At 35.1% G+C, this 23,327-nt stretch carries 21 protein-coding genes and 1 pseudogene; 19 read left to right on the top strand and 3 right to left on the bottom strand.

Annotated elements, in window-relative coordinates:
* Window positions 1–41 precede the first annotated feature (41 nt).
* The 5 genes and pseudogenes from QGM71_RS07470 to QGM71_RS07450 all read left to right on the top strand — a co-directional run bounded on the left by QGM71_RS07470 (window position 42) and on the right by QGM71_RS07450 (window position 5,361).
* Window positions 42–1,397 (top strand): TRAP transporter large permease subunit, encoded by a 1,356-nt coding sequence (locus QGM71_RS07470; RefSeq protein ID WP_327606896.1) that lies wholly within the window; start codon window positions 42–44, stop codon window positions 1,395–1,397.
* Window positions 1,398–1,444: 47 nt separating this feature from the next.
* A complete protein-coding gene (locus QGM71_RS07465; RefSeq protein WP_327606895.1) occupies window positions 1,445–1,678 on the top strand; it encodes a hypothetical protein in 234 nt (77 codons plus the stop codon).
* A 170-nt stretch (window positions 1,679–1,848) separates the two neighbouring features.
* Window positions 1,849–2,424, top strand: coding sequence for a 4-carboxy-4-hydroxy-2-oxoadipate aldolase/oxaloacetate decarboxylase (locus tag QGM71_RS07460; protein WP_327606894.1), 576 nt, complete (start codon window positions 1,849–1,851; stop codon window positions 2,422–2,424).
* Between the two features lie 906 nt (window positions 2,425–3,330).
* Complete coding sequence (locus tag QGM71_RS07455; RefSeq protein WP_327606893.1) at window positions 3,331–4,962, top strand: DUF6119 family protein; 1,632 nt, start codon at window positions 3,331–3,333, stop codon at window positions 4,960–4,962.
* Between the two features lie 132 nt (window positions 4,963–5,094).
* A pseudogene (locus QGM71_RS07450) lies at window positions 5,095–5,361 on the top strand (DUF4062 domain-containing protein).
* Between the two features lie 333 nt (window positions 5,362–5,694).
* On the opposite strand, the gene QGM71_RS07445 reads toward QGM71_RS07450, so the two are convergent.
* Window positions 5,695–7,028, bottom strand: a protein-coding gene (locus tag QGM71_RS07445; RefSeq protein WP_327606892.1) for an IS3 family transposase whose coding sequence is annotated in 2 segments (ribosomal slippage) — window positions 5,695–6,644 and window positions 6,644–7,028 — 1,335 coding nt in all. Because the reading frame shifts where the segments join, the coding sequence is not laid out codon by codon here.
* A 189-nt stretch (window positions 7,029–7,217) separates the two neighbouring features.
* Between QGM71_RS07445 and QGM71_RS07440 the strand changes: the two genes are divergently transcribed.
* From QGM71_RS07440 to QGM71_RS07405, 8 genes are all read left to right on the top strand, one after another.
* Complete coding sequence (locus QGM71_RS07440) at window positions 7,218–8,099, top strand: AbaSI family restriction endonuclease (RefSeq protein ID WP_327606891.1); 882 nt, start codon at window positions 7,218–7,220, stop codon at window positions 8,097–8,099.
* 396 nt (window positions 8,100–8,495) lie between these two features.
* Entirely contained in the window at window positions 8,496–9,164 is a 669-nt protein-coding gene (locus QGM71_RS07435) for a GntR family transcriptional regulator (protein ID WP_327606890.1), read from the top strand.
* 36 nt (window positions 9,165–9,200) lie between these two features.
* On the top strand, window positions 9,201–9,896 hold the full coding sequence (locus QGM71_RS07430) for a DUF2848 family protein (protein WP_327606889.1): 696 nt from the start codon (window positions 9,201–9,203) through the stop codon (window positions 9,894–9,896).
* Window positions 9,897–9,907: 11 nt separating this feature from the next.
* A complete protein-coding gene (locus tag QGM71_RS07425) occupies window positions 9,908–10,705 on the top strand; it encodes a carbon-nitrogen family hydrolase (protein ID WP_327606888.1) in 798 nt (265 codons plus the stop codon).
* A gap of 21 nt (window positions 10,706–10,726) precedes the next feature.
* Window positions 10,727–11,719, top strand: coding sequence for a TRAP transporter substrate-binding protein (locus QGM71_RS07420; protein WP_327606887.1), 993 nt, complete (start codon window positions 10,727–10,729; stop codon window positions 11,717–11,719).
* 73 nt (window positions 11,720–11,792) lie between these two features.
* On the top strand, window positions 11,793–12,245 hold the full coding sequence (locus QGM71_RS07415; RefSeq protein WP_327606886.1) for a TRAP transporter small permease: 453 nt from the start codon (window positions 11,793–11,795) through the stop codon (window positions 12,243–12,245).
* Complete coding sequence (locus tag QGM71_RS07410) at window positions 12,242–13,516, top strand: TRAP transporter large permease (protein ID WP_327606885.1); 1,275 nt, start codon at window positions 12,242–12,244, stop codon at window positions 13,514–13,516. Before QGM71_RS07415 ends, QGM71_RS07410 begins: the two co-directional genes overlap by 4 nt.
* Window positions 13,517–13,531: 15 nt before the next feature.
* Window positions 13,532–14,287: a putative hydro-lyase gene (locus QGM71_RS07405; RefSeq protein WP_327606884.1), complete on the top strand. Its 756-nt coding sequence runs from the start codon at window positions 13,532–13,534 to the stop codon at window positions 14,285–14,287.
* A 524-nt stretch (window positions 14,288–14,811) separates the two neighbouring features.
* Here the strand turns inward: QGM71_RS07405 and QGM71_RS07400 are convergent.
* Entirely contained in the window at window positions 14,812–15,348 is a 537-nt protein-coding gene (locus QGM71_RS07400) for a ribonuclease H-like YkuK family protein (RefSeq protein ID WP_327606883.1), read from the bottom strand.
* A 250-nt stretch (window positions 15,349–15,598) separates the two neighbouring features.
* On the opposite strand from QGM71_RS07400, the gene QGM71_RS07395 reads away from it, so the two are divergent.
* From QGM71_RS07395 to QGM71_RS07375, 5 genes are all read left to right on the top strand, one after another.
* On the top strand, window positions 15,599–16,444 hold the full coding sequence (locus QGM71_RS07395; RefSeq protein WP_327606882.1) for an MBL fold metallo-hydrolase: 846 nt from the start codon (window positions 15,599–15,601) through the stop codon (window positions 16,442–16,444).
* 637 nt (window positions 16,445–17,081) lie between these two features.
* Complete coding sequence (locus QGM71_RS07390; protein WP_327606881.1) at window positions 17,082–17,627, top strand: hypothetical protein; 546 nt, start codon at window positions 17,082–17,084, stop codon at window positions 17,625–17,627.
* Between the two features lie 53 nt (window positions 17,628–17,680).
* Window positions 17,681–18,934: a hypothetical protein gene (locus QGM71_RS07385; protein WP_327606880.1), complete on the top strand. Its 1,254-nt coding sequence runs from the start codon at window positions 17,681–17,683 to the stop codon at window positions 18,932–18,934.
* A gap of 169 nt (window positions 18,935–19,103) precedes the next feature.
* A complete protein-coding gene (locus QGM71_RS07380) occupies window positions 19,104–19,478 on the top strand; it encodes a hypothetical protein (protein ID WP_327606879.1) in 375 nt (124 codons plus the stop codon).
* A gap of 36 nt (window positions 19,479–19,514) precedes the next feature.
* Window positions 19,515–20,405: a lysozyme inhibitor LprI family protein gene (locus QGM71_RS07375; protein WP_327606878.1), complete on the top strand. Its 891-nt coding sequence runs from the start codon at window positions 19,515–19,517 to the stop codon at window positions 20,403–20,405.
* A 1,274-nt stretch (window positions 20,406–21,679) separates the two neighbouring features.
* Here the strand turns inward: QGM71_RS07375 and QGM71_RS07370 are convergent.
* On the bottom strand, window positions 21,680–22,891 hold the full coding sequence (locus QGM71_RS07370) for a DUF4317 domain-containing protein (RefSeq protein ID WP_327606877.1): 1,212 nt from the start codon (window positions 22,889–22,891) through the stop codon (window positions 21,680–21,682).
* 274 nt (window positions 22,892–23,165) lie between these two features.
* Between QGM71_RS07370 and QGM71_RS07365 the strand changes: the two genes are divergently transcribed.
* Entirely contained in the window at window positions 23,166–23,315 is a 150-nt protein-coding gene (locus QGM71_RS07365) for a hypothetical protein (RefSeq protein ID WP_327606876.1), read from the top strand.
* Window positions 23,316–23,327: the final 12 nt, after the last annotated feature.

Genomic DNA, 23,327 nt, shown 5'->3' with positions numbered 1-23,327 from the left:
ATCCGCTATGCATCTTATTAGCTTAATTAGGAGGAATGATAATGGGAATAGCAGTATGGGCATTACTATTATATATATTAATAATCATCTCTTGGGTAGCTGTACTAAAGAGAAATATTGGAGAGGCTATGATTGTAGGTTTTATTGTAATGGCATTGTTTGGTGGAAAGGACGCCTTAAGTCTCATGTGGGCTGGCTTAGTGTTTGGTGCGACACACGAAGTATTGTTTGCAGCAATGGCATTTGTGTTCATGGCGTACTTAATAGAAAAAACAGGTTTAATACAAAAGTTAATTAATATTTTGAATTCTGTTTTAGGTAGAGTACGTGGTGGTGCGGGATATGTTGATACAATTGCTTCTGCACTTTTTGGATTGATTTCAGGATCTGGATCAGGTAATACTGCCACAGTAGGAGCTATTACAATTCCCTGGATGCTAAAATCAAATTGGAGAAAAGAAGATGCAGCAACAGTTGTCGCGGGAAATGCTGGAATGGGGATCTCTTTTCCTCCTAATGGTACCATGTTTATTCTCTTGGGTGCCGCTTCTGTTAGCGCTCTTGTAACAGAAAGCCAGTTGTACATTGCATTGTTAATTGCAGGAGTATATACACTTATTTATAGGTTATTAGTTGTAGCATGGTTTGTTAGGATCCATAAAATTGAAGCGCTTCCAAAAGAAGATATATTGCCTTTTAAAAGCTCCATAGGAAAAGGTTGGCCATCACTAATTATCTTCTTAGGTATATTAATACCAGTTGTTTTGACAATAGGGCCAATCTCAGAGACCCTTGAGACAGTTGCAGGAATAGGTGCCGAAGGGATAGGGTCTATCTCAATTCTTGTATGGGTGCCCATTCTAATTATTATTATTAGTTTGCTTAGTGCATGGAAAGAAATACCGAAAAAACCAAAAGAGTGGTTTAGTTATGTTGAAGGAGCACTACCAGCTTTTTCTGTTATAGGCGTTATTTTATTATTTGCTTTCTCTGCAAGTGAAATCCTTAAACAATTAGGGTTGGGAGAACAACTCGGAATAATTATGAATTCATTAACTCTCCCAGTTTGGTTAGTAGCTTTACTAGTGGGACTGTTAATTGTTCTTGTGGCAACTCCACTTACAGCAACAGCAACAGTTACAGCTATAGGAGCAGTAGCATTTGAATCATTGGCAGGGGTGGGTATTGAGCCTGTTATAGCAGCAGTGGCTATATTGGTATTTGCTTCAACTGAGGGTGCATCACCTCCAGGTGCAGCGCCCATTTTCATAGCATCCGGAATTGCGAGAGTGAATCCGGTTAAGACTTTCAAACCGTTAGTCTTTCTTTATGTAATACCAATTACACTGATCGGTTGGCTGATACTTATGGGAATCTTACCAATTCCAATACTATAAGTCTGACAATTTATTAGAAGATAATTTAATTTCAGGGAGGTAGTTTAATGTTTGATATCATAAAAATAGGTTTTAAAACTAGTTTAATATTATTTGTTTTCTTAGGGATATTATTAGTGTTAGGTCAATTAGTAGGTTTAATTATCGTCAACGGGCAATTTATGATCGCGGTATACGATGTACTGTCCCCTTTAACATTCATTTTAAGTGCAATAGCAGCCATTCTGGGGTTTCTATTGAACTATATTAAAAAAGAAGATAATGAGGAAGTAGAATATTAATATTCTTACCAGATTGGAGAAGTAGGAGAGTGAATGTTCAGAATGGAAAAATATGTTATAAAAAATGTTTCAAGAATTAAATCTGAAAAAATTTCTTTGCTCGCAAATTATGATGTGGCAACTGTTTATGAAGCTTCAGAACGAGGTTAATGAGCAAGAGGCTAAAATCTGTGCAAATTGGAAAATCAATTTGTGGATCTGCTGTTACAGCAATTTGTTATGCAGGAGATAACTTAATGGTTCATGCTGCAATAGAAGTTTGTAAGCCAGGTGATATCCTAGTAATCACTACGATTGGAGAGAGTGCGTCAGGGATGATTGGGGAATTAATTGTAGAAGCTTTAAGAAAAAGGAAAGTACTAGGAGTAATTATAGATGCCGGTATAAGAGATTCTGCTAAAATCAGAGAATTAAACTTTCCAGTGTGGTCAAAAGCCATATTTGCAGAAGGAACTTCGAAATATAAAGGTGGTTGGGTAAATGCCCCTGCGATTTGTGGTGGGATAGAAGTAAATCCGGGGGATATAGTTTTAGCAGATGATGACGGTGTAGTTGTTGTTGAGAAAGATAATTTAAACAATACTATTAAGTCATCAAAACAAAGAATGAACAAAGAAGAATATACGAAGAATAGAATTGAAAATGGAGAATTAAGTTTGGATTTCTATAAATTGAGAGAAGTCTTAGAGCAAAATGGTGTAATTTACTACAAAGATTCTGAAGATAGGAAAAAATTAAAAGAATAAGATAGAATAGCATTGGAATAAATAATGTTAAATAGAAAGCTAGTATAGTTATTAATATAAAAATATTTCATCAAGTGAGATTATTGTTCTTGTCTATTCTGTGATTGGTAGATTACGATTAAATTTGAGTTAAACTTAATATGTTTAACGGTTATAGTACCTTGAAATAACGCTATTATTTTGGGATTGAGCTGCTACCTTAATTTAAGATAGCAGCTCTTTATAATAAAAATCAGAATTCGACAAAAATTCGCGAGTAATATTGCTTAGTTACAGCTTTAATCAAAAACAGATAGATGATTAAGTTATGTGGGTTTTATTAGAGTTATTTTTTACAGAATTAGATGTAGCAGGATCATGAGTATCGATGTCAGCCCCCCACTACATTAAAACAGAATTTTATTATCGATAAAGATGCCTCGCATCAAGTGAATTGTTTTCACACAAACTATTTTAGAATAAACCAGAAACAACGTACAAATGCAGCTAATAAGAATAGAACACATTTTGGATGCTAAGTATGAGGGATACTATGTTAGTTTAGTATCCCTCTTTTGCGAGTGGAAGCACATACATTACAGGTGTGAAAGTTTCGATGCGCTATGCAGCCGGTAAGCATTAGCTGTCAAATAGTGTGTTGACTGTGAAGTAATCATGATGACATGATAGGCGGATAACTGTACAAGTGAACAGGAAGTCCAACCAAGTAGCTGGTTGGCGCGCTTGGTAATCTGAGTATACATATGTTTTATTTGGAAAAAGATTACATAAGAAATTGGCTGTTTTATTGTGTAACATTTGTTTCATTGGTATTATTGTAATATGTCTATAAATTTATATAATTCAGTAAATTATTTGGTAAAATAAATGAGTTATAATCTAAGATTTTCTAGAGGAGGAAAACAATTGGCGAAAGTAAATATTTATAAAATAGAAGAAAGTAGACGTAGGGCTTTCGAAGAGAATATGGCTGAGAGATTAGCTCTAAGCCAAAACCGAATAATTAGTCAGGACGAAGTTAAAAATCTTGATTGTGAAATGGTACTTACTTTGTATAGATCTAGAGAAAGTATGAATAAAAATGTTTCTTGGGAGTGGATTTTGCAAGTGTTTGAAGACAATATCTTACAAACCATAGTTCAACCGAGAGCTGTTGTAGTGGTTGAGTATGACGATGAAATGTACGCATTAACATTTGGTCATTCATACTTTTTAGTGGATAAGTATTGCGATCGTAACTTTGCTTTTTCTTTCGCAAGAAAAATGGACTATAAAGAAATAAAAACAACAGCTCTCACCTCACCAAACTCTCAAAGGAATAAAACTATTAACACTTACATTGATTATAGTAATTTGGAATTTGATAGCGGGGAATCTTTTACAAAGCTAAAGGCGAAAGTAAGTCAGTCATTAGATTTCGATTTGTATAGTGAATTGATTGAAGTTGGAAATTCGCTAAAGTTTACACTTAAGGAAAAAAGTATACAGAGTATTTGTAATTTAATTTTACATATTATTGATGTATTAAAGAGAGAAGATATATATAAAATACCTGTTTTTAGTAAAATTTCAGATAAAGAATTGTTAGAAGCATTAGATAAAGAGTTAAAAGAGAAGATACAGCAAGGGGCTGCAACTATCAATATTTCTGAATTTGATATTATTGGAGCCACAGAAATATTCAACAATAATGATACGACTTTTACTATTGAATATAATCTAGCACTTAAAACAGTTTCTACATTAAGTCACGAAGAGATAGAGATATTCACTAGGGAAAACAATTTAAATATGCTCGATATTTTATTAGATATAAAAGTAGTAAGTCATTTTAATGGTGCCCCAGTTCGAACTGATAAAATTCGCAATCTAATAGATTATGTTAATGATGAACGTAGGTGTATCCTCTCGAAAGGGGAGTGGTACTACTTTAATGACGATTACCAAAAGTATTTGGAAGACTCTATTTCGGAAATTGATGTGACATATAATACCAATTATGATTTCACAGCAGATATACATGAGGAATTTTTATATGAAAGGTACGTAGAGGAAAATACCAGTGTAGATTACGAGGGTATGGAAAAACAGGATATTATGAAAAGACTAAAACAGAAATACTATGTTGAGCGTGTTTTTAACACGATAAGAGAAGAACGTGATGGTTTTACAAATTATGATAGAGAAGAGGAGAGGGTTGGAAAATCTAAAGTAGAACTTATGGATTTGTATAGAGATGATACTATGTATGCGGTGAAGATTGGTAATACATCCGCTAAACTTTGTTATGCTGTAGATCAATCAATAAGTTCTTTAAGGCTATATAAGCATGACTCATTAAAAAATATGCCTAAAATAGAGAACGTGGCTGTTTGGTTTGTTTTAGAAAGGAAGACTAAGTTAGGGATGTCAAGCGGAAAACCAAACATAAACGAACTGGAGATGTTGATGCTGAAAAATAAATTAGATATTTGGAAAAAAGAGGTTAGAATACTTGGATATAATCCATTGGTGTATATAAATTATAGGAACAAATAAAAAAACTAGTTTTGTTGATGATAGGTGTTAGACCCTGTTACTTTAGAATACAGGTGTATTTTTGATGGAATATAAAAGTCATATATAAGTATTGATTGTGAGGTGTCTTATGGATGTTAATAAGAGTACCAAATATTTATTAGTTCTACGTATACAGATTTAATGGAAGCACGGAATAGAGTTACAGAAACAATATAATCAATGTATCAATTTCCCATAGGCATGGGAATGTTTAGTGCTGGTGATGATGATCAGTGGACTGTTATTAAGATAACTATAGATATTAGTGATTATTATGTTTTAATACTAGGTCATCGATATGGTTCGGTTACTAACAAAGGGATTGCTTATACGGAAAAGGAGTATGACTATGCGCGTGAGAAAGGGGTGCTGTATTAGCCTTCATAAAGGATAGAGAATCTGCTACAAAACCTTCTGAAAGAGAGTGATCGGGAATTACAAGGGAAATTAGAAACATTTATTTATAAGGCAAAAAGTATAGTAAAATTACATCAATGAACGAATGTTTATTTCATCGCGCACTTGGATAATGTGGTCATCAAACCATTAATGAAGAAAGGGGAGATGAAACTGTTCATCGCCACGGCCGAATGAGCTGAAATATTTATATCATTATCGATTTATTATCGATTCATAAAACCATAAAGTACTTTGACTGCGCACCTGTCTTATAAAATGTACCCTTTGTAAAGGACACTTGTAAAAAAGTCTTTAGTCAATTTGAAGAAGATGCTGTCTGTATTTTGCAGGAGGCATCTTTTTTAAATTCCATTGTCCACGATAATGGTTATAATATGTCATATAACTTTTTACTTCTCGTTTCACATCTTCAAGTACTTCGCATTCCTTTATATCTGTCTCATCTTTAAAATGTCCAAAGAATGATTCTTGAGGCGCATTATCCCAACAGTTTCCTCGACGTGACATGGATTGACCTAAACCTATTTTCTTCACAAGCTTTTGGAACTCTGGATTTGTATAATGAAACCCTTGATCTGAATGGATATACGCATCTTCAGCTAAACGTGGGTGATTTCGTTTCAGTTTATGTAAAGTATTTAATGCAATGTCGAGCGTAATTTTGTCGGATACATCATAGGCTAAAATCTCATTTGTTTCCGCGTCTTTCACCGTAGATAAGTAGGCACGTTTACTTTGTTTATAGGTCAGATAAGTGATATCGGTTAATAATATTTTTCCGGCTATACCTTGTTTAAATTGACGTTGAAGGATGTTTGGACAAGTACGATGTTCCTTTGTTGCTTTTGCCATTTTACGATATGGATTTGCCTTTCGAATAGGACAAATAATATGAAATTTTTTCATTATACGACGAATCCGTTTTAGATTGTATGTAATATTAAATTGATTTTCTAAGGTCATCTTAATTTGACGAGCACCTTTCTTCCGACGGCGATAATGGAACGCCTTTAAAATGATATTCTTAACTTCTTCATCTACTTGATCCTGTGCTGCACGATTTTGTTTCGCCTTTTCTGTATAATAGTTATAGTAGCCAGAGCGAGATACACCAATTAATTTACATAGGAAGTGAACCATTCGCTTTAATTGATATTTTTCGATAGTGTCATGGATCAATTGGAATTTATGTTCCTTTATGAGTTGGATTTCTTTTTCATCATCTGCCTTTCGAGTAGATCGACCTTTTTTAATAGTTCATTTTCTGCTTGTAATAATCGATTTTTAGCCTCTAACCGTGCATACTTTTCTTCTAAACTCAATTCTCGTTCTAAGGGTCGTCCTGACATCTCTTTCCGTGTATCTACTAATCCATTGATGCCTTTTTCACGATATGTTTTTCGCCAACGCTTTCCAGAAGAAATAACGCGAACTAAGCCGATTAGCTCTACATCTAAACCAGCCTCTTCAAAGATTTCTCTTGTACCTTTTCCTTTTTCATTTTCTGCAATATAGTGTTTTTTAAATTCATCTTTATAAGTAATTCCCTTTTCACTAACAGCCACTACACAAGGACTACATGCAAGCTGGTTCTGTTCTTGTTTACTAAATAATTTCTTCGTCATATTTCAACCTCCCTAGCATCTCTCTATTATAAACAAAAGTACCCTATAGGATAGACATTTTTAAGTGTCTACTCTATAGGGTACATTTTATTAATGGCAGGTTTCTTTTTTTGAAGGCATGATAGGGAAAGGAGTGCTACATAGTATAATAGAAATCAGTATATTGAACGTTAAAGGGGCTGGCCATGGATGAACAAACGCGATTATTTAGTACGGACTTTTTCTCGGACAAAACGAAAAGACTATGAGAATTATATATTAACCGCCATCTGGCATAAACTTGATAACTTGAATATCTTCCCTGTAAGTCAACAGTACGTCAAACGTGCGAACGGATCCTTTGCATTAATGGATCTTTACTTTCCTCAATTACATATCGAAGTTGAAGTGGATGAAGCACACCACAAACAACAGACAGAAGCGGATGAGCTCAGAATGGATGATATCATTGCATCTATCTCAGAAGAGGTCATTGATGATTTTCTCTGTTTAAGAGTAGATGCGACACAATCCATTGAAGCTATTGATAAAGAGATTAATGAAGTCGTGAAAACAATCCGGGAACATGCATCGAAAAAAGTTTTGCACTGGCTCACGTATGAGGAACAACTTGCGGAGCTGAAGAAGAGCGATGTTCTGAGCATTTATAATGAGATCTCGTTTAACGACATCAAAGATATCGCAAATACCATTTTTGGAAAACAGGCGCAACGGTATCAAAAGAGTTATTTCAGAGTGTATGATAATACGTGGCTATGGTGCCCAAAGTTGTCGATAGAAGTTGATGGAGTGAAAAAATCTGTGGCGAAGGGCTGGATTAATACGTTAGCTCCAGACTGGTCGTATATCGATGAATCGCATGAATCCGCTGAGATTGTAGAAAGCCGAAAAACGCTCTTTCAGAAAGAAGTCGATCAGAATCAACAAAGAGCGGTATTCGCCAAGTACAAAGACAACCTAGGCAAGAACCGGTACCGCTTCATTGGCATTTTCAAATGTTCAGGGCTGGCTCCGGATGACCCTACAAGTATTCGGTATCACCGGGTGAAGGATCGGGTTCACATTATATAAACTTTTGAGGACCATGAAAGTTGGCTATTACTAAGTGGAAGAGAAGCAATCAGGCTCATTTCCTTTCTAGGGAGTGTTTTGTTTTTGCGTTATTCTGGGCATATATGGAATTTTAACGGATGTCGACTTAGTTATGAGTGCAGATTTTATTAGTGGATTGCCTTCAGCCTTCAATAAATCTACTTGTAGGTAAACTCAAAGTTAGTCAGTTTTTCCATTGTAACGACGCCTGTCTACTAGGCTATTCTTATAATATTATTACTATTAAATTCACCCTTTCTTCACTAGCAACAAAATTTTTTGTCCATTTTTTCGAACAAAACAATGTTTTATATTGACAATTCAAATAACTACAATGTACAATGTATACACTATACATTGTAGTGAGGTCTAAAAATGAAGAAAATAAATATGAAACCGCTTGCAAAGAAAAAAACAACAAAAGAAATTGTTTATGATGAGTTGAAAAAGGCTATTCTTAACGGATCAATAGATAATCAAAAATTACTTACTGAAACGATGCTCTCTGAAATATTAGGGACATCGCGAACACCTATCCGGGAAGCAGTAGCTGATTTAACAAAAGAAGGTTTATTAGTACATGTTCCTAGAAAAGGGTTTCATGTACGTGAAATCACAGAAAATGAGAAAAACCAAATCATTTATTTGAGGATTTCAGTTGAAACAGAAGGAATAAGACAACTAGCTGGAAAGGTTACAAAAGAGCAAGTTCAAAAACTTAAAGAAATTGTATCAGAACAAGAGCGAGTAATTAAGAATGATGATCGAGTAAAATATGTAGAATTGGATCAGGATTTTCACCGGCAAATTATGAAGTATTCAGATCAAAATTTATTAGATCAAATTCTGCAGGAAATGTATAACCTTACACGCTTAATAGGACATAACGCGTTAATGAAGGAAGGAAGAATGGTTGAAGTAATTAAAGAACATACAGAAATTATACATGCATTGGAGAACAATAATGGTTATGAAGCTGCCGATTTACTCAAGAAACATCTAGAGATTACAAAGGCAAATGTAAAACTTGAAAAAGATGAGTAATTTTTTTGGAAAGGCCAATAAATAGGAGGTTTTATTTTGGAACAATCATACTTAAAGAATTCTTCTTATCAGCTCGAGGTAAATGGAGAAAAGAAAGAACTTACAATTAATAGAGCTTATTGTATCGGGTATACAGGTAGAGACAGAGATAAAACACTTGAACATATAAAGGAACTTGCTGAAATTGGGGTACCCGAACCAACTGAAGTGCCATCGTTATATCCTGTGGGCGTTAGTAACTTAAACCAGGAAGAAGTAATAGAGGTTATTGGTGGTCAAACTAGTGGGGAAGCTGAAATTGTATTAATATTTGGAGAATCAGAAGACGAGTGTTTCCTAAGTGTTGGGAGTGATCATACTGACCGGTCTTTAGAAACAGTTGATATAAATAAGTCGAAACAAGTATGTGATAAACCGTTTGCTAAGAAGGCATGGGTGATCGGTGATGTGATTGATCATTGGGATCAATTGGAGTTATCTTCAGAAGTCTCCGTTAAAGGAAAGTGGCAACCATATCAAAAAAATGCAATATCTGCAATTATCTCTTTAGATAATATAAAAGCATATCTTAAGAAGAAAGAAGTACCTTTAACCTATAGTATTGTCTTTTCAGGTACCGTTCCATTGGTTGATGGATTCAAATTTGGGGAAAAATTCAGAATGACATTATCTGATCCTGTTAATGAAGATACTATTACAGCAGAATACGAGATTAAAAATCTTATTAATTAGGAGGTGATCTGATGAAGTATTCAATCTATCAAATGGATATCTATCCTGGTAATCCAGAAAAAAATAGGATGAAAGTTAAAGAGTGGATGGAATTAGAGGTTAAAAAGAATAAGCCTGATATAGTAGTTTTGCCTGAAATGTGGACAACTGCTTATACGCTAAACTCTTTGGAACAAGTTGCTGATATTAATGGAACATCTACTAAAAGCTTTTTAAGAGATTTAGCGGTGAAATTAAATGTAAATATAATAGGGGGGTCTGTTGCAAATAAAGTTGGTGGTAAATTTTATAATTCCTCTTTTGTTTTTGACCGCACTGGCAATCTAGTTTATGAATACGACAAAGTTCACCTTGTGCCAATGTTAAATGAACATAACTTTTTAACTGGGGGTGCACATGTCCCTCAAGTGTTTGAACTTGAAGGTGTAAAAATGGGGTTAATCATTTGTTATGATTTACGTTTTCCTGAAATTATCAGAACATTAGCACTTGAAGGGGCTGAAGTATTACATATAGTTGCTGAATGGCCTGATGCTAGAACAAGTCACTGGAGATACCTTCAATTAGCAAGAGCAATTGAGAACCAAATGTATGTTATTTCTTCTAATAGAGTTGGATCTTATGATGGAGTGCGTTTTTGTGGAACCTCGATGGTAATAGACCCTTGGGGAAATATTTTAAAAGAGGGCTCAGACGAGATAGAAGAAACCTTAGCAATCCAGCTTGATCTAGGAGATGTTAAACAGGCAAGAAACGAAGTGCCTATTTTTAGTAGTAGGGTACCACATCTATATAAACAAGGACTATAGAGAGGAGTTTGGTTAGTTAAAATGAAGAATACTTTTTTAATTAGTTTATTTACAGTATTAGTTTTGGTGGTAACAGCTTGTAGTTCTGAATCAAGTGGTAGTGAGGGCGGAGGTACTACACTTAAGTTAGCTCATGTTGGCTCTGAAACACATCAGTATCATATTGCGTCTGAAAAGTTTAAAGAATTAGTAGAGGAAAAAACAAATGGTGAAATTAAGGTTGAGATTCATCCAAATGGGACACTTGGAAGTGAAGGGGACGTTATTGAACAAGTTATGGGTGGATCAGTTGAAATGACAACAGTAGCTGCTGATAGTTCCCTTGCAAATACAATTCCCAAAATGAATGTTTTTGGTCTTCCTTATTTATTTAAAGATAGGGAACATGTTTACGGTGTGCTTGATGGAGAAATAGGTAAGGAACTTTTAAATCTTGGAGCAGATCAAAGCTTGAAAGGTTTAGGATATTGGGAGGTTGGATTCAGACATTTAACAAATGATAAACGGGAAATTTTAACTCCTGAGGATGTAGAAGGTCTAAAAGTCCGTGTGCAACCAGCTCCTGTTTGGGAAACCCATATGAATGCTCTTGGTATCAGCCCAACACCTGTTGATTTTAATGAATTATATTCAGCACTTGATCAAGGAGTTGTGGATGGCCAGGAAAACCCTCTTCCAACCATTGACTCTATGAAATTTTATGAAGTTCAAGAATTTATAGCTTTAACTGCACATGCTTATACACCTGCTGTAGTATTGCTGAATGAAGGAGTATGGGAGGAATTTAGTCAAGAATATCAAGAAGCAATACAAGCAGCAGTTGATGAAACTACCGAATATCAACGACAATTTCTTGCTGATAAAGAAGAAGAAATTATCGATAAGATGAAAGAAAATGGTATAACAATTACTGAACCAGACAGAGAGGCTTTCAAGGAAAAAACAAAAAGTGTTAAAGATGCTTTAAGCGAAGAGGTTCCAGAAGATCTCATTAAAAGAATTGAAGAAAATTAATACATTGAACATAAGGTTGTCTCATACGGATTATCCCTGTGAGACAATTTTATTTAAGGAAGGGTGAACCACTATGGCCAAAATAGATTCACTTCTTGGTAAACTGTTAGAAATCATAACTACAATCTGTTTATCGGCTACGGTATTTATTACTTTACTACAGGTAGTTTTTCGATATGTCATACAACAGCCGCTCAGTTGGTCTCAAGAAGTACTAATGATTAGCTTTGTATATAGCATTTTGTTTGGTTCAGCACTGGCTATCAAGAATAGCGAACACTTAACGGTTGATTTGTACGAAAATGTTTCTAAGCTATTTTCGATTGTATTAAAAACACTTGAATTTATTGTAGTTGGAACGATGATTGTCGTACTTCTTTACTATGGATATATTCTGGTAATGGATAACTTTAAATCAGGGCAAATAATAGGGATCTTTCCTGTTAAAAAAGCATACGTTTACCTCGCTTTACCTGTTAGTGCATTATTTATGCTATATTTCCATATTAAGAAGGTGTTCTCATGATTTGGTTAGTCGTTTTATTATTCATACTGATTATGTTAAGGGTACCAATTGCTTTTGGTTTAGGATTTGTGTCAATTCTTGGGATTGTGCTAACTAACCCTGATCTATTAATAAATGTTCCGCGGAATGTTTTTAGTGGAATTAATAACTTCACGTTAGTTGCTGTTCCATTGTTTATTCTAGCTGGTGAAATTATGACAAAAGGAGGAATCTCGAAAAGACTTATTGATTTCTCGAAAACGCTTGTAGGGCCGTTGCCAGGTGGGCTAGCAATGGTTGTGGTTTTGGCAAGTATTTTCTTTTCTGCCTTAACTGGGACGGCTATTGCTGCTGCAGCTGCTATTGGTGGAATGATGATACCAGCAATGGATAGGGAAGGATATGATAAACGTTTTTCCGCTAGTCTTGTTGCCACGTCAGCTACGATTGGCCCAATTATTCCTCCTAGTATTGTTCTCATCTTATTTGGAGTAATGGCAAGTGTATCCATTGGTGATTTATTTGTCGCAGGCATAATACCTGGATTGTTAATGGGAATTGGCCTTATGGGATATAGTTATTACGTTGGGAAAAAGAATGGGTATCGCTCTAGTGATAGAAGAGCTACCTTCAAAGAAATAGTAGTAGGCGCAAAGGATGCTGTTCTGGCATTGATTATGCCAATAATTATAATTGGTGGAATTGTTTCGGGTATATTTACAGCAACTGAATCTGGCGTAATTGCAGTTGTATATGCATTAATCATTGGTCTGTTTGTTTATAGAGAAATCTCTATAAAGGATTTATGGCCAATCATGTTAAGCACAGCAAAGACTACTGCTACGATCGTATTTTTAATAGGATCAGCGTCATTGTTTATATGGTTCTTATCATTTAATCAGATTCCGAACCAATTAATTGAAATGATGGGACCCATTTCAGATAATCCAATTCTATTATTACTTATTATAAATATCGTCCTGTTGCTCGCTGGAACTTTTATTGACACGATTAGTGCAGTATCTATTTTCACCCCATTGTTCCTACCGTTAATCTTAGTAGCGGGTATTGATCCGGTTCATTTTGGGATTGTAATGGCAGTAAACTTAACAATTGGAATGGTTACACCGCCACTTGGGGTTTGTTTATTTGTAACATCATCTATTGCAAAAATTAAAGTACCAACAATGTTCAAGTATCTCATCCCACAAGTAGCAATATTGATTATCATTTTATTACTCATTACCTATATACCTGAAATCGTTCTATTCCCTGTTGGGTTATTTGAATAGAAAGGGGTGCTACGAATGGATCCGAAACAACAACGTTTGAAATATAGAAAGAACCAACAGTCGAATACAACCTCAGGGTTATGTGATAATTATTTACAAGCCAATTTAATTACGCTTCCAAAGGATTACGCATTTGAATTTTTATTATTTTGTCAACGTAATCCACAAGCATGCCCAATTGTTGATGTTTTAGAAGAAGGCAAGACTCAACCTGCAATTGCAGATGCCGATATTAGAACAGATTTACCTAAATATCGAATTTACAGGAATGGAAAATTTATAAAAGAGGTACTGGATGTTGTGGAGGAGTGGAGGGAGGATTTTGTTACCTTTTTAATAGGTTGTAGCTTCACATTCGAAAAAGCACTAATAGACGATGGGATTAAATTACTTCATCAAGATCAAAATAGAGTAGTACCAATGTTCAATACAAACATTCCTTGTAAAAAGGCAGGGAGATTTCAAGGGAATATGGTAGTAAGTATGCGAGCGTTGTTAAAAGAGGAGATTGATAGGGCCGTTAATATTACTTCTCAATTTGTAACATCACATGGAGGGCCTATTCATATCGGGAATCCTGAACAAATAGGCATAAAAGATATATTTAAACCAGATTATGGTGAGAGTATTAACTTCAATGAAGGTGAAAGAGTTCCGGTATTTTGGCCATGTGGTGTAACTCCACAAAACATATGTTTGAGTGCGAAACCAGAGGTAATGATCTCTCACGCACCAGGGCATATGCTGATAACGGATAAGTTAGAAGGATAAATTGGTTGAGTACTTATCAGTTCCTGGTTTTGGTGTTTGTAGATTTTTTACTAGTTAGTTTTGGAAATAGATTTACGATTTAGTCAAAAGTAAAAGTACTGTATAGAACCGTTTTTAGAAGAATGTGTTTGAGCTAACCAGATTTTTAAACCTGGTTAGCTTTTTGCTTATCCAATAAACCCTTAATAATATCGCTTTTTTATTAAAAATTCCCAGTGAACGCCATCGCTCTTGACAACCACGTCAATGGCGGAAAGTAGCTCTTGACCAAATGAAGGAGAAGTATGAAGATCAGATCTTAAATCTATTGTCATGGCATAAAAAAATCCGGAATTAAGAACTAGAGCTGAGCGTTAGACATGCTTGATTGGGACAGGTTGAATTTGACCATTAAAACTAAAATGTACATACTAAATTCCGAGAGAGAAATATCCTGTAATAGGAAAAAGTGGATAAAATTCAGAAGGGTGCCGACTCGCTAAATTTCATCCACTCATAGATCCCCAAATAATTCACGCCCTGATTCATTTTGTATATCGATTTGCATAACTTGAAGCTACAAAAGCATTCGGCTTAATTTTTGGTTCCACACCAATAACTTTCATTCTATTAACCATTTCTTCCACAAATGCACGTGTTTTATTCTTACTTCCAGCCCCAATGTCAATATGACCCTCCATCTTAAACGAAGCTCCTTGATAAATGTAAGGAAGGATAATGTTGATTAGTTGTTCTTTCCTTTCTGCGGTAAACAAGGAAACAATCTCTTCTGAGAAAGACATCTCATAGGAAATCCGCTCATACAGATGCAACATCCTTCTTGGAATAATCACTTTTCGTATACACGCCCATACACCTTTTCCTTTATTACGGATAACAATTCCAGTTATAAATATAGTCATTTGAGAGTGAACTTGTGAATCTGTCCCTACGATTAGACGGTAGTTCCCTGTTGGCCGCGAACGCATAAATCTCACAATATGTTCAAAGACTTGATTAAATGTCATATGTTTTTCCTGCAGATTTTGAAACCGGTAGTGTTGATCCGATACATTTTCCATATGGCACATCCCACTTTTAAAATTTAGAGATCTGCTTCTAAGCCTATTTTATGTTATGCGTGAAGATGTTGTGAAAGTAACTGTAAATAATTGTGCAGGAGAGGGTTCTCTTGTCCAATTATGCCCTTATTTGCGAAAAGTATATTATCATGAATTTTTCATGTAAAATAAAAGCCAGCAAACGATAGAAAAAGGATTAACCCACTAGAAATTAACACAAACGATAAACAAAAGGAAAGAAGGTAACTACATGTTGAAACAAATAGCAACAAATGTCTACTATATGCCACATTATGCGGAAACTGACCGACCGGCATTGGGGCTGATTTGTGGGGAGAATTTTAGTTTGGCCATTGATGCTGGTAATTCACCTGCACATGCGACGGATTTCCTCGATCTAGCTGAAAATATGGATATTACACCAATAAAACTTGCCGTAATAACTCATTGGCACTGGGATCATATTTTTGGTATGAAAACGGTGGGTCGTTTGACGATAAGTCATCAGGATACAAAGCGTCAGCTGGAGTATCTAAAAACCTTGAAATGGGATGATGCCTCCCTTGATAAACGGGTGGAGAATGGAGAAGAGATTGCATTTTGCCGGGATATGATGAAGCGGGAGATGCCTGTGCGGGACTATCTGGAGCTGCAGGCCCCGGATATAACGTTCCAGGATACCATGCAAATTGATCTTGGTGGAATCACTTGTGTGATGGAACACGTCGGCGGGGAACATGCACGGGATTCATCCATCGTCTATATTCCGGAAGAGAAGGTGATGTTTCTAGGAGACTGTATCTATCAGGATTTCTATAGCGGAGAATGGAGCTATGATCTTAAGGAACTGCAGATCCTATTGGAAAAAATAAAAAAATATGATGTACGTTATTATGTGCTCGGTCATCAGAGTCCAAAATCATATGATGAATTGTGGCATTTCCTTGATGAGTTGCTGGATGTCGGTGAAATTGTTGGCGACGAAACCTCACCAGAGAAAGCTGTGGAGCGATTTCAGTTGACACGAAAGATCGAACCAACAAAGGACCAACTTGAATTTATTGGTAACTTTGTGGCTGGTAATCAGAAGAAGTAGTGCAGTTGAGGGCAGTTGCGGATCCCGGTTTTTACCGAATAACTTAACCATTTTAGTAGAATCTCTTTGAGAATCAATCGACTGGATGTCATTTACGAACAGCTTATATTAAAGATTGCACAAAGAGAATATGATTGAGAAGACGTCATTTGCTTAAAATGGCGTTTTTTAGCTTTATTGGTTCCACTTAATCGAAGCCTTTTACGGTTAATTAAGTGAAAGAGTCTATTTTTTTGCAGTCCCTTGTAAGTAAAGCACTTGTTCAAGTTTTGTCATTGAGTGAATCTGGAATCAACACAAGTTACTTTAACGGATATGGTTGAAGAGCAAAATGATACTAATCCAGGAAGTTGGATTTGAAACCGGGTTACATTGGTTCTACTCCTATTGTCGATAAAAAATATACGTTGATTCGAAAAGGGCAGGCAATACGGGAGACTGACTGCATAAAGCTGGTGGGAGCTGTGCCGCCTGTCCCGATTGTTCTTTTATTTCCCGGAATTGATTGTAGTTGAATAACCACTGTTTGTTTTCCAAAACTATTGTTTAATTCCTATAGAACAATTGACTTAGTACTAAAAATGATTTATTATTGATTTATGAGTTAGTACTAAGTCTAAAAGAGGAAGATGTAAATATGAAAAAAGTTATCGAAGGATCTGTTTATAATACGGAAACAGCAAAAAAAATTTGTGAAAGATCATCTGAAGAATCAAATCACGAAAAAGGTGCAGTCGTAAAGCAACTACAGCAATTATATAAAACGAAAAGTAATAAATTCTTCTTCTACGTAAAAAGTGAATTTACTACTCATGTTGTAGTGAACAATGATGATATTGATCCAAGATTTGAAGATCAAGAAGTGACGGAAGAAAAAATAATTCCTGTTTCCTATGAAGAAGCTTTGCAATTTTCAAGTGAGATTTCGGCCGTTTCCAAGTTAGAAAAGAAAATGATTGCCAAGTATTTCCCGGAAATAGTTGTAAAAGAATCAAATGATAACAAAAAGATTCAAAAGAAATTATATCTTTCAGAAAAGGCCAATTGGTATTTGGAATTAATGTTACAAGAAGGCAAGGAAACAAACAGTAGCTTCGTTGAAAAGTTAATTACAGAGGAATACCAGAGATTGTATAAAAAAGGACTTATGGTTAGAGATCCATTTTTTGAAATGGAAGAATAAAAAGATCATTTAAAATAGCTTGGATGATGAAGCAGAATTAAAGGGGGATTTTTATGACAGCAGAAGTGGTTGTTATGAACGCAAGAGGAGCTGCTCTTGCAGCAGATAGTGCAGTAACTATTCATGGGAAAAAAGTATATAATTCAGCGGATAAGCTGTTTCCACTTACCCAACATCATCCAGTTGGCGTTATGGTTTATGGAAGCGGACACTTTATGAATGTGCCATGGGAAACTATCATCAAACTATTTGGCAATAAATTAGGGGATCAACAGTTAGACACATTAGGAGAATATGCAGATGCTTTTTTGGAATTCCTAAACCGGAATGAATTTGTAGAGTTAACGTCAACCAGAAATGAAGAATTATTTATTAAGGACTTTTTGCATTCAAAATTAAATTCTATCCATCATCGTTGCAAAAGCATGCATAGAGATATTTATCTGGAATATCAAGATGAAAAAACAATTGAAGAAATCCAAGATATCTATACACAGCATGTGGAAGGGTGGTTAGATGAATTAGTTGCCACGTACCATAAAAAAGAGCTGATCCCTCCTTTCGATGAAACTGATTTTAATTTGATCGGTGAAAAATACATCGATACATTAATGGAGTATATGAAAGAAAATTTTGCTAGCTTTCTGATTACAAAGCATTTGTTTAAATATGCATTAATCATTACATTTAATTCACTGTTTAAAAGATTTGACGAGCAATATTCTGGAGTAGTGTTTGTTGGATTTGGAAACAAAGAATTACGCCCGGCGACTGTCACGCTTCAAATAGAGAGGTACATTAATGGAAAACTGAAGTATCGAAAGAAATCTAAAGAAAGTGGACAAGTTGAAGTGGATAATTTGGGATACATTTTTGGGCTTGCCCAAAGTGACATGGTCATAAGTTTTATGACAGGCATCCATGAAAAAATGGAGGACAGTTTGCTGGCACATTTGGAAGAGAACTTAAAACAAATACCAAATACGTTAACTGAAAATTTAAAAGACCATTTTAAAGCAGACACGAGCTTTGAAGGTGTAGAAGAAGCCATGCACAAAGAATTGATCAAATTATATGGAGAATTTCATCAAAAACTATATCATTTTAAACAAAAAGAATTTATCGCACCGATTATGGATATTGTAGGTGCTTTGCCGACAATAGAGTTAGCTGAAATGGCTGAAGTATTAGTAAATATGACATCATTTAAAAAGAAAATATCAGAGTCACTCGAGACTGTTGGCGGTCCAATAGATGTTGCAATCATTACAAAATATGACGGATTTACATGGATCAAACATAAATAAATAAAAAGATGTGGGACAATGTTTTATTTCAGTAATCGAATATTTAACGACTTGTTATGATAAGGATACTGATTGCGATGACTCTAGTAATACAGATACTCATTCTGTATTCTTAAAACAGTAAATATGGAGATTACTAGTCAACAATTCAAAGGAGGAAGACAACGAAATGAGTAAAAAGGAAAACGGTGATTACAGTATGACAGAAAAAGAATTAAGAAGACAGCACGAAGAACAAATTCAAGATTCGAATGATGAATATTGGTTAATTCCTAATAATGAAGACAAGACGCTATCAGAACAAGAGGAGGATTTATATAATAAGCAAACTAAAGCAGATGAAGCGTATTGGGAAAATAAACTTTTGGAGCAATTAGAGACGGAAGGGAAAATATCCGAGGATATGGAAGAGGATTTTGGCTGCGATGAAGAAGAATTAGATATTGATGATATTGATTTGGAAACTTTATATAAAGAAGATGGTTCGGTGAAAAAAGATAAAGAAGACACAGATGATGACGATGATGATGAGCTAGAGGTTTGATATAGGGGAATATGACTAAACGGGGGAGAGTATTATATGAAACGTTGTATTACAATCTTTTTAGGTGTACTTATGTTAAGTGTATTTTTAGCAGCTTGTGGTTCTATCGAAAGTAAAATAATAGGAAACTGGAAAGTAGTTACTGATTATGATGTAAAGGCATACCTGGAAGTAGGTGAAGATAGAATAGTAAACAGACAAGAATCAAACGATAATCCAATGACCGCTGAATACATACTAACCGAAACCGAAGATGACAACTTCATCATAGAGGTTGTCAATCCGGAAAGTGGCATAAATGAATTTTTCTTTGAAGGTCACTTTGTAAATAAAGATACAGTGGAAATTGTAGACACTCCAAATGGCGGAGAGGGAAATAATGGATTAATCAGAGTCGATAGTATATCAGAAGAAATGGAAAAAGATAAGAAAGAAGAAGCGGTAAAAGAAAAAGAGGAAACAGAGGAAACGAAACAACTAGCCAAAATAAAAGAAGAAGAGAAAACGAAGCAACTAGCCATCGAGAAAGAGGGAGAAGAGGAAGCAGAGGAAGCAAAACTAGCTGCCGGGGGGAGTGATTTGAAACAGAAGTATTTACGTGAAAGTGATGGTCTTGAGGGTAAGATAATGAAAAAACTCAAAGAATCATATCCTCATGCACAAGACATGCGCTCTGGTTTCTATGGTCAATACTATGGTGAATGGGATGATTTATTACAAAACGTTTGGGATGAATTAGAAGATACGATTCCAAAAAAGGCGTTTGAAAAATTAAAGACAGAGCAAATTAAATGGATTGAAATGAAAGAGCTGGCTTTTGGTGAAATGTCAGATGAAACAGCTTCAGCAAGAGCAGAAGGAATGGACTATCTCGCATTTGAAACGAAAGACAGAATCTACTATCTGGTTGAGAATTATTTGGATTAACTAGTGATAAAAACCAAATGGGGGAAAGTCGGTGCAGCCTGAATATAGACACTTAGGCATGGTTATATCGTTGCTTAGTGGGAGAAAATAATACGAAATTAAGGATAACCTGTACAAAGCGATTATTTACCATAAAAAACATTCTTATGGGAGCAGCCATGCTGGGAGATTTCGTTAGGGGGTGGCACGAGAGGCCTGTCCTTGCCTCTCGATACATCTAGTAAATGGTAATACGGCAAATAGTTGTCAGTGCCTGTCAGATCGACCGAGATCGCAACATATAACGGGTGGGATTCCCGTCGAGCAAGATCTAGCCATTCATTCGTAGCGAGTCTTGGAGATCAAAGGGTAACCCGCGTCCTTAAGCGTAGACAGTAAGTCTTTGCGAATTCGCCAAACAACTTCACCAAACGTTATTGGATCACCTGGTTGTATCTAATCTTGACGTTTGTATTAAAGAAATCTATACGTCAGGAATCCTTATTTATCATATTTTGAAGGTATAGGAATTGTGTTGTATATTCATTACGATTTGTCTACGGTATGAAAACGAAGCTCACAATCCTTACAGTGTAAATAGGTAGTTGCTTTTTCTCTTGTTTTTGCTTTTCGGTTAGCCTTATGTTTATTTCTCAAATAAACGAAAATGAAACTACTAATGATAATAAGTACTATGGATTGAAGTGACAATAAGCGATTGTAAAACACTTGTAAACTAATAGAAAAAAGAAAAAAACAAAGTAATAGTATCATCACGATACCCAAGCATCCATATCCAGGTGTACTTCGTTTTACATTTCTCACTCTAACTCTATGGCTATTACATCGAGGGCATTGTCTCCACTTCATTATGCAATCTCTCCTTTAACAGTGAACAACTATGACTTTAGTAAAATAACTTGGATTGTAAAATTATGGAGGACGTATCTAACACATCCTGGACTTATATTACCATATCATAATTAAGATTCATAACATAATATACAAAGGAAGGAAGCATGGGGGCTGTTCTTTTCCGTGTATCTGGGGTCAGACCCCCACTGCGTTATGTCATTGCTAGAATAAATGGACAGATTTGCCTTAGTGAAAATATCCCAGAACGAACGTTCTTGACTTTATATGTAGATTGCGTTTTTTTTATGTAAAAATTCTAATTCTAATAATTATCTGATTATAATTGCTTTGTGATGTAAAAATAACAGGAATTAAGGGATTGAATTAGTAAACGAAATAAATAAAAAGAGACAGGCTTATCAACTAAACCTGTCCCTATTCTATGATTCCTCTACATCTTCCTGTTCTTCTTCTTTTTCTACCTTATGAATCAATGATTCTGGAATCATTTCAAAGCCTTCAATCATCGTATTTTCGTCTAATTCAATCATTAAACAAAGCTTTCCATTTATATGAACCTGCCGCATATATCGTAAATCTTGTGGACTGACGGTAATATTGGCAACTTTTGTTTTGATTTTAATAGACTTGGATTCGTATTTCGGTATGATGCTCGTTGCTTTTAACTCAAAATTTTCATCATCGATTATCTTTTTAAAAGCAGATTCCACCTTTTCAGAATTGACACCTTCTATTCCACTGCTTTTCAATACCTTTTCTACATCTCGATAATCTAATTTTGGTACGTCTTCCTCTTCATTCTCTACGACGACCCGATGGATTTCTTCGTATACATTCGAAAGGGTGGATGTATTGATCTGTTCTCCTGCAACATCTTTTACAATTTCTTCAAACACAATTTTATCGTCTTCTGCAGTCATTGCGTCTTCGGCATTTAAGACCTCTTCAACAAAATGATAATCCAGCTCATACGGTTTCCCAGCAGCATAAAGCACATGATTTACATCCGCAGCATGATCAGTAAAGCATGGGAATAAAAATCCTCCTATGGGAGCTTTCAGATTAATAACCGGATCGACAACAAAATTATACTTAAATTCCTTTGTTACATAATCAAATAGCAATTCCTTTTTCGGATCCTGCGTTTTATTAATACTGCATAAGATGAAGGAATGGGAATAAACCGTATCTCTTGCGCTTTCTTCTGTCTCTTCATTACTTCTTTTTGTCGGTTTCAAGTATTCGCCGCGGATAAAGGTAATAACAATATCCATATCGTATTGCTTATCCTTTAGCATTTTTTCAACGATTTGCAGCATACGGCCTTTCCATTCTTCCGTATCATTCGTTAGGATCCCTTGATGAAGAATAAGCTGGCTGCTATTTTCTATATCACGCTTAAATTTCAGTTCGAATAACTTTTGATCTAATTGGCCTGTCAGGACTTTCTTAAAGTTCATCATAAATAGTTCTTGCTGTTCCAGCTCAAGCATCTCAAATGGTGTACTTTGGTGATGGTAAATATCACTCGATTCTTTCATAATGTACACATTAAAAATGTCACTGAATTTCAATAAATCATTATCTACTTTGAATTGTCTCTTGATGTCAGCTATGTCTTTTTTATTCAAAATGGTTTCGCTCCCAGTTCTTTTTCTCTTTAGCCCTCGCAATTCCTTGGCTGTCTCACATTTCCCCATTTTAACATAATAATGAGGCGCAGTGGTTTTACTAAATACTTTTCTTCGGAAATGCAAGAAGCGAAAAGGGAGGTATTGATGAGATTTTGATTTAACCGGGTGATGTTGTTGAGAAAAGATCTCCATATTTAGTTATAATAGTAGTCAATTAGATTCAAGAAAAAAGAGTAAATATTTTACACTAAAGAATTTACAAATACAGCTTATGGATATTCAACGAAGAAACGATGTTATCCATGAGAAAGAAAAAGAGTTAGCAATAACTATAGGAAGTAAAGAAGCAACTAAAGCAATTGAAGAAGAACATGAACAAAACATGTTCAAACAAAGATTGACGGAAATAGAACTAGAATAAGCTTTGTTTGAA

It is taken from the genome of Virgibacillus tibetensis, assembly GCF_036026595.1.
GTDB lineage: Bacteria > Bacillota > Bacilli > Bacillales > Amphibacillaceae > Virgibacillus_P > Virgibacillus_P tibetensis.
This window is presented reverse-complemented; position numbering and strand designations above follow the sequence as displayed.